The 14,130-nt window shown below is 46.7% G+C and carries 16 protein-coding genes; 4 read left to right on the top strand and 12 right to left on the bottom strand.

Annotation, left to right across the window (positions count from 1 at the left end):
* Window positions 1–82 precede the first annotated feature (82 nt).
* From menB to EYB58_RS12390, 5 genes are all read right to left on the bottom strand, one after another.
* Window positions 83–907 (bottom strand): 1,4-dihydroxy-2-naphthoyl-CoA synthase, encoded by an 825-nt coding sequence (gene menB / locus EYB58_RS12410; RefSeq protein ID WP_111956685.1) that lies wholly within the window; start codon window positions 905–907, stop codon window positions 83–85.
* A 154-nt stretch (window positions 908–1,061) separates the two neighbouring features.
* On the bottom strand, window positions 1,062–2,792 hold the full coding sequence (menD, locus tag EYB58_RS12405) for a 2-succinyl-5-enolpyruvyl-6-hydroxy-3-cyclohexene-1-carboxylic-acid synthase (RefSeq protein ID WP_165477766.1): 1,731 nt from the start codon (window positions 2,790–2,792) through the stop codon (window positions 1,062–1,064).
* Complete coding sequence (locus EYB58_RS12400) at window positions 2,789–3,910, bottom strand: chorismate-binding protein (RefSeq protein ID WP_111956820.1); 1,122 nt, start codon at window positions 3,908–3,910, stop codon at window positions 2,789–2,791. Before EYB58_RS12400 ends, menD begins: the two co-directional genes overlap by 4 nt.
* A gap of 234 nt (window positions 3,911–4,144) precedes the next feature.
* On the bottom strand, window positions 4,145–4,612 hold the full coding sequence (ybaK, locus tag EYB58_RS12395) for a Cys-tRNA(Pro) deacylase (RefSeq protein WP_111956683.1): 468 nt from the start codon (window positions 4,610–4,612) through the stop codon (window positions 4,145–4,147).
* Between the two features lie 203 nt (window positions 4,613–4,815).
* Window positions 4,816–6,246 (bottom strand): transposase, encoded by a 1,431-nt coding sequence (locus EYB58_RS12390; protein ID WP_170299865.1) that lies wholly within the window; start codon window positions 6,244–6,246, stop codon window positions 4,816–4,818.
* A gap of 253 nt (window positions 6,247–6,499) precedes the next feature.
* Between EYB58_RS12390 and EYB58_RS12385 the strand changes: the two genes are divergently transcribed.
* The gene (locus tag EYB58_RS12385; protein WP_111960865.1) at window positions 6,500–6,994 is read left to right on the top strand and encodes an asparaginase domain-containing protein; all 495 of its coding nucleotides are present in this window, start codon (window positions 6,500–6,502) and stop codon (window positions 6,992–6,994) included.
* 39 nt (window positions 6,995–7,033) lie between these two features.
* Entirely contained in the window at window positions 7,034–7,462 is a 429-nt protein-coding gene (locus EYB58_RS12380) for an alpha/beta hydrolase (protein WP_242637344.1), read from the top strand.
* A gap of 33 nt (window positions 7,463–7,495) precedes the next feature.
* On the opposite strand, the gene EYB58_RS12375 is transcribed toward EYB58_RS12380, so the two are convergent.
* The gene (locus EYB58_RS12375; RefSeq protein WP_170299865.1) at window positions 7,496–8,926 is read right to left on the bottom strand and encodes a transposase; all 1,431 of its coding nucleotides are present in this window, start codon (window positions 8,924–8,926) and stop codon (window positions 7,496–7,498) included.
* A 200-nt stretch (window positions 8,927–9,126) separates the two neighbouring features.
* Between EYB58_RS12375 and EYB58_RS12370 the strand changes: the two genes are divergently transcribed.
* Window positions 9,127–9,525 carry an alpha/beta hydrolase gene (locus EYB58_RS12370; RefSeq protein ID WP_242637343.1) on the top strand — a complete coding sequence of 133 codons (399 nt, stop codon included), beginning with the start codon at window positions 9,127–9,129 and terminating at the stop codon, window positions 9,523–9,525.
* 36 nt (window positions 9,526–9,561) lie between these two features.
* On the opposite strand, the gene EYB58_RS12365 is transcribed toward EYB58_RS12370, so the two are convergent.
* From EYB58_RS12365 to gpt, 6 genes are all read right to left on the bottom strand, one after another.
* The gene (locus tag EYB58_RS12365; RefSeq protein ID WP_111958128.1) at window positions 9,562–9,819 is read right to left on the bottom strand and encodes a hypothetical protein; all 258 of its coding nucleotides are present in this window, start codon (window positions 9,817–9,819) and stop codon (window positions 9,562–9,564) included.
* 141 nt (window positions 9,820–9,960) lie between these two features.
* Window positions 9,961–10,851: an NAD(P)H-hydrate dehydratase gene (locus EYB58_RS12360; RefSeq protein ID WP_111958130.1), complete on the bottom strand. Its 891-nt coding sequence runs from the start codon at window positions 10,849–10,851 to the stop codon at window positions 9,961–9,963.
* Window positions 10,842–11,396: a putative Se/S carrier protein gene (locus EYB58_RS12355; protein ID WP_111958132.1), complete on the bottom strand. Its 555-nt coding sequence runs from the start codon at window positions 11,394–11,396 to the stop codon at window positions 10,842–10,844. Before EYB58_RS12355 ends, EYB58_RS12360 begins: the two co-directional genes overlap by 10 nt.
* A 5-nt stretch (window positions 11,397–11,401) precedes the next feature.
* Window positions 11,402–11,620 carry a sulfurtransferase TusA family protein gene (locus tag EYB58_RS12350; protein WP_111958134.1) on the bottom strand — a complete coding sequence of 73 codons (219 nt, stop codon included), beginning with the start codon at window positions 11,618–11,620 and terminating at the stop codon, window positions 11,402–11,404.
* Window positions 11,621–11,747: 127 nt separating this feature from the next.
* The gene (yedE, locus tag EYB58_RS12345; protein WP_111958136.1) at window positions 11,748–12,839 is read right to left on the bottom strand and encodes a YedE family putative selenium transporter; all 1,092 of its coding nucleotides are present in this window, start codon (window positions 12,837–12,839) and stop codon (window positions 11,748–11,750) included.
* Window positions 12,840–13,349: 510 nt separating this feature from the next.
* Complete coding sequence (gene gpt / locus EYB58_RS12340; RefSeq protein ID WP_111958138.1) at window positions 13,350–13,832, bottom strand: xanthine phosphoribosyltransferase; 483 nt, start codon at window positions 13,830–13,832, stop codon at window positions 13,350–13,352.
* A 111-nt stretch (window positions 13,833–13,943) separates the two neighbouring features.
* Here gpt and EYB58_RS12335 point away from each other — a divergent pair, with 111 nt between their 5' ends.
* Entirely contained in the window at window positions 13,944–14,126 is a 183-nt protein-coding gene (locus EYB58_RS12335; protein ID WP_111958140.1) for a dual CXXC motif small (seleno)protein, read from the top strand.
* Window positions 14,127–14,130 lie beyond the last annotated feature (4 nt).

Below are 14,130 nucleotides of genomic sequence, written 5' to 3'. Positions count from 1 at the left end.
CTCGCCGGCATGTCCGCAAGTATTGTAAAGATGCAGGCGAGACGCCCGCGCTCCCAAGCTAAGTTATTTCGGGACTCATTCCTTAAGGGAACTTTGGAAATTGACTAAAATCCGGTTTCCGCTTTTCAAGAAATGCGTTTTTGCCTTCCTGGGCCTCCTGGGTCAGGTAATACAACAGCGTGGCGTTACCGGCAAACTCCTGGAGTCCCAACTGGCCGTCAAGCTCGGCATTGAGCCCCAGTTTGATCATACGAAGGGCCAAGGGACTGTGTTCCTGCATTTTCATGGCCCAGGCCACGGTCTCATCCTCAAGCTGATCCAGGGGCACAACCGTATTGACCAAACCCATCTCCAGGGCCTCGGCCGCCGTATATTGACGACACATGAACCAGATCTCCCGGGCCTTTTTCTGCCCGATAGTGCTGGCCAGATAGGAGGAGCCTAATCCTGCATCAAAACTGCCCACCTTGGGCCCGGTCTGACCAAAGATCGCGTTTTCACTGGCTATGGTGATATCGCACACCACATGCAGCACATGGCCGCCGCCAATGGCAAAACCGTTGACCATGGCAATCACGGGTTTGGGCATAGACCGAATCTGTTTCTGAACTTCCAGGATATTCAGCCGTGGTGTGCCGTCCTTGTCAATGTACCCCCCCTCCCCTTTGACATTCTGGTCGCCGCCGGCGCAAAAAGCCGTATCCCCTGCCCCGGTCAGGACAATCACATTGATACGCTTATCCTCCCGGCAGATGCGCAAGGATTCGCTGATCTCATGGACGGTGGTGGGACGGAAGGCATTGCGGTAGCGTTCACGGTTAATGGTGATCTTGCCGATGCCCTCATAATATTCAAAAAAGATATCTTCAAACTCTTTGATGGTTTCCCACTGGCGTTCTTCTGTCATGTCTCACTCTCCCTATATAGTGTTTGAAGCAAAAGTCACCCACCTGCGGCGTTGCAAAAAAATGTGCAATCCTCACATACAGTGGTATGCTCCGGTTGCAAATTTTCCTGCGCCTTGCATCTGGGCAACTTTCGGTCCAAACACAGGTTTTGATTCAAGCACTATTGATCAGTACTTTTTTAATTTTTTTAAACACTCCCTTAAATACCTTTGTGTTGGTTTGGGCATCCGTAAACACCTCTAGAAGGGTAGGGGCAGTCCGATCAGGATTATAAAGTTGTTCAAGGGCCTTGTCCAACGGGGAACCTGAGTCAGCCTGCAAATAGTCAAGGCCGAAGGCTGATGCAAGGCCCTTGGCTTTTGTCCTGTGACCCGCAAAAAAATAATTTTTAAACACCGCTTGATTGTCCTCCCCGGTGCGGCCGGCAAGGTCTTCCACAAAACTGAAAATATTACCACCGCCGTTATTGAGTAGAACAATCCTTAAATTTTTCCCCAGGTATTTATTCCACAATCCATTGGAATCGTAGAAAAAAGAGAGATCTCCCAGTATAATCGTATTTATCCCGGAGTTGCATGAGGCATACCCCACTGCTGTGGAAATAGAACCGTCAATACCGCTGGTCCCTCGGTTACCAAGCCAGGTAACACCTTTGATGCCGGGATTTAACACAGCATATCTTACGGTGGAGCTGTTACCAAGGTGAATGACTGAATCTTCCGGCACGGCCTTTAATGCACCGGCACATACCGTAAAATCACTAAAAGGGGCCAGGGTCAGATATTGTTTATAAATTTGCAAGGCCTCTTGTTCCCGGTCTTTCCAAGCCCCGGCATACTCACCGGATGACTTTTGGATCTGAATCCCGGCCAACTGCTTAAAAAACCGTTCCGGGGACATGGCACAAACACGAGTCAATGCCTGGTAGGTGTCCACATGCCGGCCGCCGGCATCCACATGAATATGTTTATCCGGTTTGTAATCTCTTAAAAATTGCCGGATACGTTTGGACACAAAGTGCCTGCCAAAGGTAATCAGCAGGTCAGGCTGAAAGACAGCTGCATCACCAGGGGATATGGACCCAAGCACCAATTCCGGACGGACACAGCAGCACTCAGAAGGTATCTGCAAATTGGCCAGGTGCTCGGCGGCAACCACGGCACCGGTTTTTTGCGCAAACAGGGTCAGTGCACGGCTAAGGTCTGCGTTGCCGGAGGACTGGCCTGCCAGTACAAGTATTTTATCTGCCCGGGAGATCTCTTCGACCACCCCGGTCAAGGCTTTTTCGTCAGGATTTGTCCGTGTATCATCCGCCTCAATCACTTTAACATCAGGCAGTTGTGCCTCCACGGTCTGGTGCAAAGGCTCTTCAAGGGGAATGTTGATATGCACAGGTCCCGGCGCATCAGACACGGCTGTATTCAGTATATCGTTAATCAAACGCGCACCGTACCACAACTGACTGTCCGACTCCGCCAAGGGCAGTGAACACGATTGTTTGATAAAATTTCGATACAGCGCCGTTTGATGGATGCACTGGTTTTCCAGCTGATCAATCCAGTAAGCGGGCCGGTCCGCAGTCACCACGATCAAGGGGATATTCTGGTAAAAGGCCTCGGCCACAGCCGGGGCAAAATTAACAGCAGCCGTACCGGAACTGCACACAATAGCAACCGGTTTTTTCTTTGCCTGGGCTACCCCCAGGGCAAAATAACCGGCACTGCGCTCATCCACAACCACCCGGCAGTCAAACGCTTTGCAACCTGCCAGAGTATGAATTAAGGGACCATTCCTGGATCCGGGACACAGCACAACATCTGAAATATTTTTACTCCGTAATAGAGCGGCCAGCTGCTGCACATGGCGCTTTGTTGAAATCATCATGCCTGTTCCTGCAATGCCTCTATGGCGTTTAAAAGCGTTCTGGACTTTTGCGTGGTCTCTTCCCACTCCTGTTCCGGGTCGGACCGGGCCGTGATTCCCCCGCCGGTGTAGAGGACATACTGGGAATCTTCAATTTCCATGCTGCGCAGGTTCACATAAACGTCGGTGCCGTTTTGCTCAAGGCGCCAGGGCCCCAGAAACCCGGTATAATAGCGTCGGTCGTGGGGTTCAAAGGCCTGGATAAACTGATCTGCCTCGACCTTGGGCAAACCGCAAACCGCAGGCGTCGGGCAAAGCTGTTCAACAAATTCGCCTAGCCGATCCTGGATTTGTTCCCCGGAAAAAAAGAAAGAGGTTTTCAAATGGGCCACAGTAGCTGTTTCAAGGTCCTGGGGCCCCTTTGTCTGATAGGACGAAAAACCAAACCGGTGAAGCACATCCAGCGTGTACCTGGAGACAAAGGCCTGCTCTTCGATCTCCTTGGTAAACCAGCAGTATCGACCATCGGGGCGCCGGGACTGGGTGGCGGCCAGGGACACGGTCTGGGCATGTCGCCCATCGGAGCGAAACAACAGTTCAGGGGTAGCCCCCATCCAAAGCCCGGCCTTGGGCAGGTTTACCACAAAGACAAACACGCCCGGGTTTACATCATGCATCCCAAGAAACAACCGGCCCATGGATTCATTCTTTTTCTCTTTGCAAATGCGCCGGGAGACAATGACCTTGGAAAATTGTGCGGCGTGGATTTGTTCAATGGCATGGTTGACACACACCAGGTAATCCTGAAAATTTGTTGAAATGCAGGGAGCTTTTGCTTTCTGACGAAAAGGAGCCGACGTCAAAATTCCTGGGTCAAACGCCTGGATTTGATCGTAACCTTTAAGATGTATGGCCGGCTGCAAAGCAATGACAGGGGCATGATTCGATATTTTAAACGGGGCAAACACAAACCCGCGGACCCGGCTTAACTGCTGTATACTTTCCGGGAATAGAATATCATCCTGCGACCCTGCAATCAGTTGTGGGCTGTCACTGGACGGTTGGAACCAGCAGGCAAATGCGGCATTTTTTTTTATCAGATTATCAATCAGACAATCAATCGGTGTAACGCTGTTCATCCTTTCCCTATTCTTACGGGCAGCGACGGCGGACGCGGCCATTACAAAAACCTTAACATTTTATATAAAAATCAAAATAACATATTAAATTACTTCCATGTTTCGTTGTGGATTGAGTCTGGGTGTTGTTAGACCAGATCAGCCCATGGCTGTTATTTTGTTATTGTATTTCAACCTGAGCGGTTTCTTTAACATCCCTGATCCATGAATAATAGTTTTTTTTGGTGTGCCATATTATTCGCAAATGCATTCAAATTTTCCGTTGACCAGTTTAACCAGATCGTCCGGTGCCAGTTCAATGTCAAGCCCTCGTTTTCCGGCACTGACAAAAATCGTCTTAAAATTCTTTGCAGTGTCATGAACCACTGTTGACAGTTTTTTCTTTTGCCCGATGGGACTAACACCGCCCAGGATATAGCCAGTTGTCTTTTCCACCAGCTTTTTATCCGCCATGGCAGCTTTTTTTGCACCCATGGCCCTGGCAAACAATTTTAAATTCAATTGGCAGGACACAGGCAGGATGGCAACACTGAGTTCTTTGCTGTTCATTGACACGACAAGGGTTTTAAAAAGCTGGTCAGGGCTGACCCCAAGTTTTTCAGCCGCCTCTTGCCCATAAGACTCTGCCCTGGGGTCGTGGTTGTATTCATGGATCTTAAAATCGATTTTTGCTTTTTGGGCTGTGTTAATGGCTGGTGTCATTGGGCTATTTTTCCAATCTGTTATTTTTCAGATTCGGTGTTTATCATATTTATCACCCTTTTTTAAGGGACTTGAAAAAAATAAGTAGCACCCTTTGCAAAGGGGTAAGATACCAAGATTGATTTTATATCGAAATATTTATACTCGATGATCCAGTTTTTAAAAATTGACATGAGACCTCGCTGGCAGTTATTATCCCCATGCTAACAGAATGCTTTGTATTTTAATGATGGGGCGGATTGATAATTCCCCCAAGAATTTAGATTCATGTGCTTTTGAGAATCGTTTGCCTTTACAAAATGCTCTTTTAAAAATACCGAGATCTGCTTGAAATGGGATTCTGGGTCATCACTATGAATGATTTGTTCGACAAAGGATAAGATGCAGTCAACTTTGACGGTGTCACATAGGCTGCCAACAGTTCTTGCGTGCAGTTTGTTATTTATCGAGGCCACCTGGTCAGGATGAAGCAGGAGACAATGATCAACCAACAGACTCAGGGTCAAACTTCTGTAAGACCCGTCTTCATCAGGTTGTTTGGTCAAATTTCCCCAGCCTTCATTCGTCTTATGGTCTTGAATAAAAACCTCTACTAACCATCTGAGTGTAAATGCGTCTATGATATCAGGATATCGCCAGGTCAGATCCGAAGCGGCAAGATACCGATAGTCCTTTTCTCCAATGTATTTTATTGCAATGACAAATCTTTTTTTCTTATGAGCACACACATGTATTCTGGCACTTTTAATGAGTACAACAACCTCTTTACCTCCACGTACATGTATGGTCTTTTGAATTGGTTGAATATTTTTAAAATATGTTTCAACTGATTTTTTATCGCTCTTGAGTAAAATATTTTGATTGTACCTTATTTGGCTGATAACTTGGGCGTTTCCTGCAATTTTAGACGCTTCATCCATGAACTCAGCATTCCCATATAAGGCATCTGCAACAATCGCTTCTATTTTTATTTCCGGGTGTTTCTCTACAAATATTTTTAAAAGAGCCTTGGCAATCATTGGAATGGTAGGATATTCTTCTGAGCGCACCGGTTTTTTTGGGCGTTCTGATTTTGGTACGCCAGCCTTTTTTAATCTTTTATCCTCCTTGGTCCATTCGCTGATTTTTGGATCAGGAATATGAAAGGCGTAGCCAATTGGAAAGCTGAGTTTTGGTGTTATCAACACCAAAAATACTAAGCCTTGCCCCATGCAAAAACCACCCGTTGATTTGTCTTTTATTTTGTGGACTCCAAAAATTTTTGTTGTGCATTTACTACGCTTTTTATCGGAATCATCAATACTGACAACACCTTTGGTAATGCCATATACTTTGAAAATAATTTTAAGGCTGAGATGAAACAGATGCTCCCAAGCAATTTTAGAATGGCGAAACATCCAGGAAAGAGCTGTAGTTTTATACAATCCCACACTGATACGTGAAAAAGCAGCCCAATTGATGCTGCTGGTCAAGATGATTCCAGTGATGCAGAAACCCAGCCAGAATTTTTGTGATTTGCTTAAGGTCATTCCTGGGGATGACTGTGTTAATTCAGTATTCAGTGAATCAGTATACTTTTCAACAAACGGCAACAGCTTATTTATTAACACATCCGCCTCATTCCTTATTTTCATAAATGAGGTGTTATACTGCAATTGAACTATTGTATTCAAATAACATTTATTTTACTCTGCTCATTGAAGGCTGGCCAACCGATGAGTGAGATATCAGTTTGGAAAATTGGTATTATAGCATCGACTTGACCAGCCTTTGCATTTTTCAATACTGATTACCTGTTCTTCCCTCAAAAAAACTGGATCATCGAGTTATACAAAACAGGTAAGACTTAAAGGGGCTTCTCCGGAACCAAATCATAAAGGGACACACATGGACACAATTTCAATCATTACCACCGGCGGAACCATTGATAAAATTTATTTTGATGCAAAAAGTGAATATGAAGTGGGGCCTCCCAACGCCATGGAGGTGCTTAACCAATTCAATCTGCAAGTCCCTTACACCATTACGTCACTTATGCGTAAAGACAGCCTCGATTTAACAGATGAGGACAGGGGACTTATCGCCAAAACGGTTGCGGCTGACCCCTGCAGGATGATTATTATCACCCACGGAACAGATACCATGCCGGAAACAGCCAGACACATCATCGCTCATGGCGGCGCAAAGGATAAAATCGTTGTACTCACAGGCGCGCTTCTTCCTGCCATGTTCAGTGCCACGGACGCGATTTTTAATATCGGCTGTGCCTTGGGCGCTGTTCAAAAGGCTTGCCCCGGTGTTTATATCGCCATGAACGGAAAAATATTCATGGGGGAAAAGGTAATCAAAAACAGAAAATTGGGCAGGTTTGAAGAAAGTTGAGAGCCATACCCGCCAAAAGAGACAAAAAAGGAGAATCCAATGAAAAAAAGTCAGACCAATCCATATGCGGCCCTGGATCAACCCCAGGTGCTTCAATTTCTGTTTCACCCACGGCGTGATTACCCGGGAAAGGCCGTTTCCGACAAGGAATATCTTATTCCGGTTGACCAGGATATTGAAGTTGGGGCGGCCTTTCACCTGGCAGATCCGTCATTTTCCAACATTCTTTTCTTCCACGGCAATGGCGAGGTCGTATCAGACTATGATGATCTTGGCCCCATTTTTAATCGTCAGGGCATCAACTTCCTGGTGGTCGACTACCGGGGATACGGCAAATCCTCAGGCTCGCCCACGGTCTCCTCAATGCTTCTGGATTGCCATAAAATTCTTGATTTTGTCATCACCGAACTTAAAAATCAAAATTTCACAGGCTCCCTTACACTCGATGATCCAGTTTTTAAAAATTGACATGAGACCTCGCTGGCAGTTATTATCCCCATGTTAACAGAATGCTTTGTATTTTAATGATGGGGCGGATTGATAATTCCCCCAAGAATTTAGATTCATGTGCTTTTGAGAATCGTTTGCCTTTACAAAATGCTCTTTTAAAAATACCGAGATCTGCTTGAAATGGGATTCTGGGTCATCACTATGAATGATTTGTTCGACAAAGGATAAGATGCAGTCAACTTTGACGGTGTCACATAGGCTGCCAACAGTTCTTGCGTGCAGTTTGTTATTTATCGAGGCCACCTGGTCAGGATGAAGCAGGAGACAATGATCAACCAACAGACTCAGGGTCAAACTTCTGTAAGACCCGTCTTCATCAGGTTGTTTGGTCAAATTTCCCCAGCCTTCATTCGTCTTATGGTCTTGAATAAAAACCTCTACTAACCATCTGAGTGTAAATGCGTCTATGATATCAGGATATCGCCAGGTCAGATCCGAAGCGGCAAGATACCGATAGTCCTTTTCTCCAATGTATTTTATTGCAATGACAAATCTTTTTTTCTTATGAGCACACACATGTATTCTGGCACTTTTAATGAGTACAACAACCTCTTTACCTCCACGTACATGTATGGTCTTTTGAATTGGTTGAATATTTTTAAAATATGTTTCAACTGATTTTTTATCGCTCTTGAGTAAAATATTTTGATTGTACCTTATTTGGCTGATAACTTGGGCGTTTCCTGCAATTTTAGACGCTTCATCCATGAACTCAGCATTCCCATATAAGGCATCTGCAACAATCGCTTCTATTTTTATTTCCGGGTGTTTCTCTACAAATATTTTTAAAAGAGCCTTGGCAATCATTGGAATGGTAGGATATTCTTCTGAGCGCACCGGTTTTTTTGGGCGTTCTGATTTTGGTACGCCAGCCTTTTTTAATCTTTTATCCTCCTTGGTCCATTCGCTGATTTTTGGATCAGGAATATGAAAGGCGTAGCCAATTGGAAAGCTGAGTTTTGGTGTTATCAACACCAAAAATACTAAGCCTTGCCCCATGCAAAAACCACCCGTTGATTTGTCTTTTATTTTGTGGACTCCAAAAATTTTTGTTGTGCATTTACTACGCTTTTTATCGGAATCATCAATACTGACAACACCTTTGGTAATGCCATATACTTTGAAAATAATTTTAAGGCTGAGATGAAACAGATGCTCCCAAGCAATTTTAGAATGGCGAAACATCCAGGAAAGAGCTGTAGTTTTATACAATCCCACACTGATACGTGAAAAAGCAGCCCAATTGATGCTGCTGGTCAAGATGATTCCAGTGATGCAGAAACCCAGCCAGAATTTTTGTGATTTGCTTAAGGTCATTCCTGGGGATGACTGTGTTAATTCAGTATTCAGTGAATCAGTATACTTTTCAACAAACGGCAACAGCTTATTTATTAACACATCCGCCTCATTCCTTATTTTCATAAATGAGGTGTTATACTGCAATTGAACTATTGTATTCAAATAACATTTATTTTACTCTGCTCATTGAAGGCTGGCCAACCGATGAGTGAGATATCAGTTTGGAAAATTGGTATTATAGCATCGACTTGACCAGCCTTTGCATTTTTCAATACTGATTACCTGTTCTTCCCTCAAAAAAACTGGATCATCGAGTTACAGTTATGGGCCGCTCCCTTGGCAGTGCATCGGCTCTGGAACTGGCAGCCACCCGCCAAGATAGCATTGACAGGCTGATCATCGAAAGCGGATTTGCCCATGCAGCACCGCTTTTAAAAACTCTCGGGCTTGATCCTGACATGATCGGTTTTCAGGAAACACAAGGATTCGGCAATGCCGATAAAATCAGGCATTGGAACAAACCCCTTTTAATTATCCATGCCCAGTTTGACCATATTATTGACTTTTCACAAGGCGAAGCGCTTTACAATCTTTGCCCTTCTGCCGACAAAGACCTTTTGATGATCCCTGGTGCCAATCACAATGATATTTTTATCAAGGGGTTTGATCAGTATATGGACAGTCTGAAAACTTTTCTCATCCCACCAAATGAGTCTGAATAACCTTTAAGGGTCTTGGTATTTAATCTGTTTTAGATTTCATGGATTAATTCTATTCCTGCAATTGTCGGCTGCCTTTTTTAACTCTTGAACCAGGGCAGACAGATCCAGGTTGTATTTTTCGGAAACCGTTTCAAGGGGCTCAAAAAGCGCATTGCAGCAGATGCACTCCCCTGCCTTGTCATCCCAGCGTTTAAAGACTTCCTGGGTGGCACTGTATGTTGAAACAATATCCAGCACTGTCATGCCGGGCTCAATTGCGCCGGTCGAAGAGCTATTTTCTGATTTATCCGTCATTTTTTTCACTCTCTTTATTCTAATCCCGAGCCTTAAATAATTTGCCCATTTTGCTATATCCGGAAGCGCGGGCGTCCCGCCCGCAAGTATTGTAAATATGCCGGCGAGACGCCCGCGCTCCCAGGTTAAGTTCTTTCGGACTCATTCCTTAGTATCTAAACGAACATCCGTGTTTGGATCTTCCAGAACCCGGGCCAAAGCTTTGGGGATCTGCAGAATAATGTCCATCACCTGTGAGGCGGGTGTCGGGTTGGCATAGACCCCGGCCATTCGATTGACACGGGCTGCAATGCGGCAGGCTTCCGGGATGCTTTTACCGGATTCGATCAAAGCGCAGGCAAGCCCGGTCAGGGTGTCTCCGGTGCCGCCCATGGCCTCCATGGCTTCGGCCGCAGGATTGCTGATTCGGCCTGTAATTTCACCGTCAGCCACCACATAATCCACACTGCCCTTGACCAGAAGATGACGGGCCCCGTTTTTGTATTCATAGGCCCGGGCAATAAGATCCGGCACCTGGTTGTCCTGGTGCAGAATAAAGCCTCTGGTGTAAAAAGGATGGGGAGCAGTTTCGTCAGCCAGAAAGGACAGTTCCCCCACATCCGGGGTAAAAAGGTCATAGTTTGGGGCCTGGCCGCTCATCTTGGCGGCGTACATGAAACCGGCATCCGCGATAAGAACAGGCCTTTTTTTCATCTCTTCTGCGGCGAAAAGAATTTTGTTGTGCCAGTCTACGTCGGGCTGAAGATAGTGAAACGCCAGGGTGGTTGGCGCTATACCCGACAACTCCCGGGACAGGTGTTCATAAAGTTTTCGGCTGCCCTTTCCGGTGCCGATGTCACCGACTAAAGCGGTTGTAACCGGTATCTGCCCAAGCACTTGACAGGCGGCCAGTACTGCACCGACCAGGGCCGGGGTCCCCCGGTTCACAGGCACACGAATGCCGTTGATGATCATATCGGCGCCTTCCAGGGCCGGTGGCCCAATGGTCAAAGGGAAGGTCTCATCCGGCACTGTACCGACGATCAGGAGCATTGGCGGATCATCTCCTGATGGGCCAGCTCCAGGGCATACCCGCAAAGTGTATGCCCTATTTTGCCGGGTCTTGGGGCCTCATTCAGGTGTCTGCCCACCATTTCACACGCAAGGTAGGGGACATCCGGGCACCCGCCGCCTGAAATATTAACGATGCATTTTGTTTTCTTTTCAATGGTAATTTTCATGTTGGCGGCCCGGACCATAAGGTAGTCGCCAAAATCCTTGGTATGAAAAAGGTCCACGGGGTTGAGCAGGGGATGGGTCACCGGCACCACTTCCAGGGGCGGAAGCCCTGCCTCTTCAAGCTGTCTGGTCAGCATCAGTTTTTCAATGAGGGGAAACTGGATCACCAGATCGCAGCCACTTTGAATCCCGGGGGGAGGTCCCATCACCTTGATCTCCCACCCCCGGGATTTTAAAAAATTTTCCGCCTGGATCACTTCGGATGTGTTTTCAAACACCAGAATGCCCAGATCTTCCTTTACCTTCCTGGATAGATCCTTTTGTGTCCGGTTAAACAGGTGGAATACGCGTTTAAACACAACGATTATCCTTTCCGGATAAAAATCTGGGTGTCGCCGGCGTTGTCCTTGATATCAGAAACGTTCCAGCCTTTGCTCTCTGCGGCCCGGACCACATTCTCCCTGGAGGCCATGTTGTCCACTATAACTTCAAGCTCACTATCGCTTCCGGATTTTATGGCATCCAGGGTCATCAGTACCGGCTGGGGGCAGGAAAGACCTCTTGCATCGACTATTTTACTCATTGTATTTCCCTTATATATAGCTGTTAGCTGTTAGCTGTTAGCTGTTAGCTGTTAGCTGTTAGCTGTTAGCTGTTAGCTGTTAGCTGTTAGAAAATTCCCATACTATTGAATTACAAATCGACAATTATTAAATGGCAATTCTTTTTTTCATGGCGAATCCGATGAACAGGCAAACGGCGAAACCGACGATAACAGCGACGATACCATGGGGTCCAACGCCTTTGGGAGAGCTTGCCAGCCCAAAATTATGGGCAAAGGCTGCACCGGCGATCATGCCCAGCACAAAGACCGAAGCATCGGTATCCCCTTCACCGGCCAGGAAAAGCTGGCGTCCGGGGCACCCGCCTGCCAGGGCAAAGGCCAGTCCGGCCAGAGCCATGCCCAGAAAATTCCAGACATGAAGGGTATGGGCCACGGGCTGGCCTATGAATCCGACGTGAAACTGGCCGAGAACAACATTGGCCACACAGGCGCAGATCAAAAGGGACAAAAAGCCTGAAAGCAGATGGGTCTGACCAAACAAAATTAAATCACGAAGGGCACCCATAGTGCAGAACCGGCTGCGCTGGGCCAAAAAACCAATACCCAGTCCCACCACAAGGGAGGTCATCAGGGACGCATGCATGGCCCCGGGCCCTTTGAGGCTGTAAAACAGCACACCGCTTTTTCCTTCCCCCGGCACCTGGGGATAAATGAACATGAGAATCAAAAGACCGAGCATCACCAGGGGAAGCATCCATCCGGCACCTGTATGGGTGGACTGGGAGCGGCCCAGGTTATACCCGTTTTTAAGGAACATGACCCCGATCCAGACCCCAAAGCCTAAACCCAGAAGTCCCAGAATGGCATTCAGGTCGCCGCCTGCCAAGCGAAGCACGGCCCGCCAGGGACAACCCAGAAAAACAAGGGCACCGATCATGGCAAAAACACCCAGGACAAAACGAACGATGGGTGCTGATCCGCACCTTGGCTTAAACTCCTTGAAGCTGTAGGCAGCAACCAGGGAACCCAGCACAAATCCGATAATTTCAGGGCGGATATACTGAACAACACCAGCCCTGTGCAACCCGATGGCCCCTGCGATATCCCGTTCAAAACAGGCAACGCAGATTCCCATATTTCCCGGATTCCCAAGTTTCTGTAAAACAGCGGCAAGAATTCCAATCACAGCGCCCACAACAATGATGCCGACGCGGGTGGAAAAAAAATTTTTAGCCATGGTCCGGCTACCTCCTATATATTTCATTATTCATAACAGGTTCCACACAAAACAAAATTGATTATTTATTCAACATTTTTCTGTCATTCATGACAATTTTTATCCAATTGATTATGATAATAGAAATTTTGAATATCCATTTGAATTGTAAATAGTTTTTGCACATGATGAACATATTATGGAATGAGCCCGGAATAACGACCATGGGCCACCTTGAACGTTCATCAGCGTACCCACAACAAACCATGAAAGTAATTCAGTCACTTATTGGAACTTTCATATAACGGCCATGGGCCGACCTGGTTTATCAATATCCAGGCACAGCCCACAACAAAGGTTGAAAGATCTGAGTAACTTACCCAGACTTTCATATAAAAAAACGTAACCTGGGAGCGTAGGCGTCTCGCCTGCATCTTTACTGCGGGCGAGACGCCCGCGCTCCCGGAGATAGCAAAATGGGCAAGTCATTTAAAACCCCTATACGACGTTGGAGTGAAAGCCTATCCAATCTCATTGCCCGGCAATGGGGGCCACAAACCGAGACTCTGAATCCCAGGGAAAAAGAATCCAGGTATCCTGACTGACTTCCGTGACATGAACGTCCACCAGGGGTTTTCCGGCAGGTTTGGCATAAACGGTTGCAAAATAGGCATTGGGCAGCATCTGTCTTACAATTTTGGCCGTACCTCCGGTATCCACAAGATCATCAATAATCAAAAGCCCGTCACCGTCACCGTCCATGGATTTCAGGATGGTGGATTTATCTTGATTCTGCCAGTCATAGCTGGTAATGCAGATGGTGTCGATGAGATGAATATCCAGTTCCCGGGCAATGATGGCTGCCGGTACAAGTCCGCCCCGGGTAACTGCCACAATGCCCTTCCATGTGCGGTTAAGATCATGCAGACGCCAGGACAGGACCTTGGCATCCCGGTGCAGCTGTTCCCAGGAAATGGGGTAATTTCGGTTATACCGCTCGCTTTTATTTGACATGACAGGAGCCTCCTTTAAAATATAGGCTGAAAAGATTTCAAGTCTGCCTGTTTTATGTTATCCGGAGGGAAAAGAAAAGAGGCTCGCTCGAACAAAAACAAAGGAACAAAAATGAAAAAAGCCATCCAATACTGCCCATCATGCCGGGGAAAACTTGTTGTCAGACGCGCCTGTCCCCTTGTTATCATATGCTGCGACGCCTGCGGTAAAATCTATCCCCAGGATAAATACAAAGAACTGATAGATGATTACTGGGAGGAGAAGCTGGCCAATATACCGGTAAACAGGCTTTAGGCCC

Origin of the sequence: Desulfobacter hydrogenophilus (genome assembly GCF_004319545.1) — a bacterium.
GTDB classification, from domain to species: domain Bacteria; phylum Desulfobacterota; class Desulfobacteria; order Desulfobacterales; family Desulfobacteraceae; genus Desulfobacter; species Desulfobacter hydrogenophilus.
Note: the sequence above shows the minus strand (reverse complement) of the source record. Positions and strands in the feature narration are given on the sequence as shown.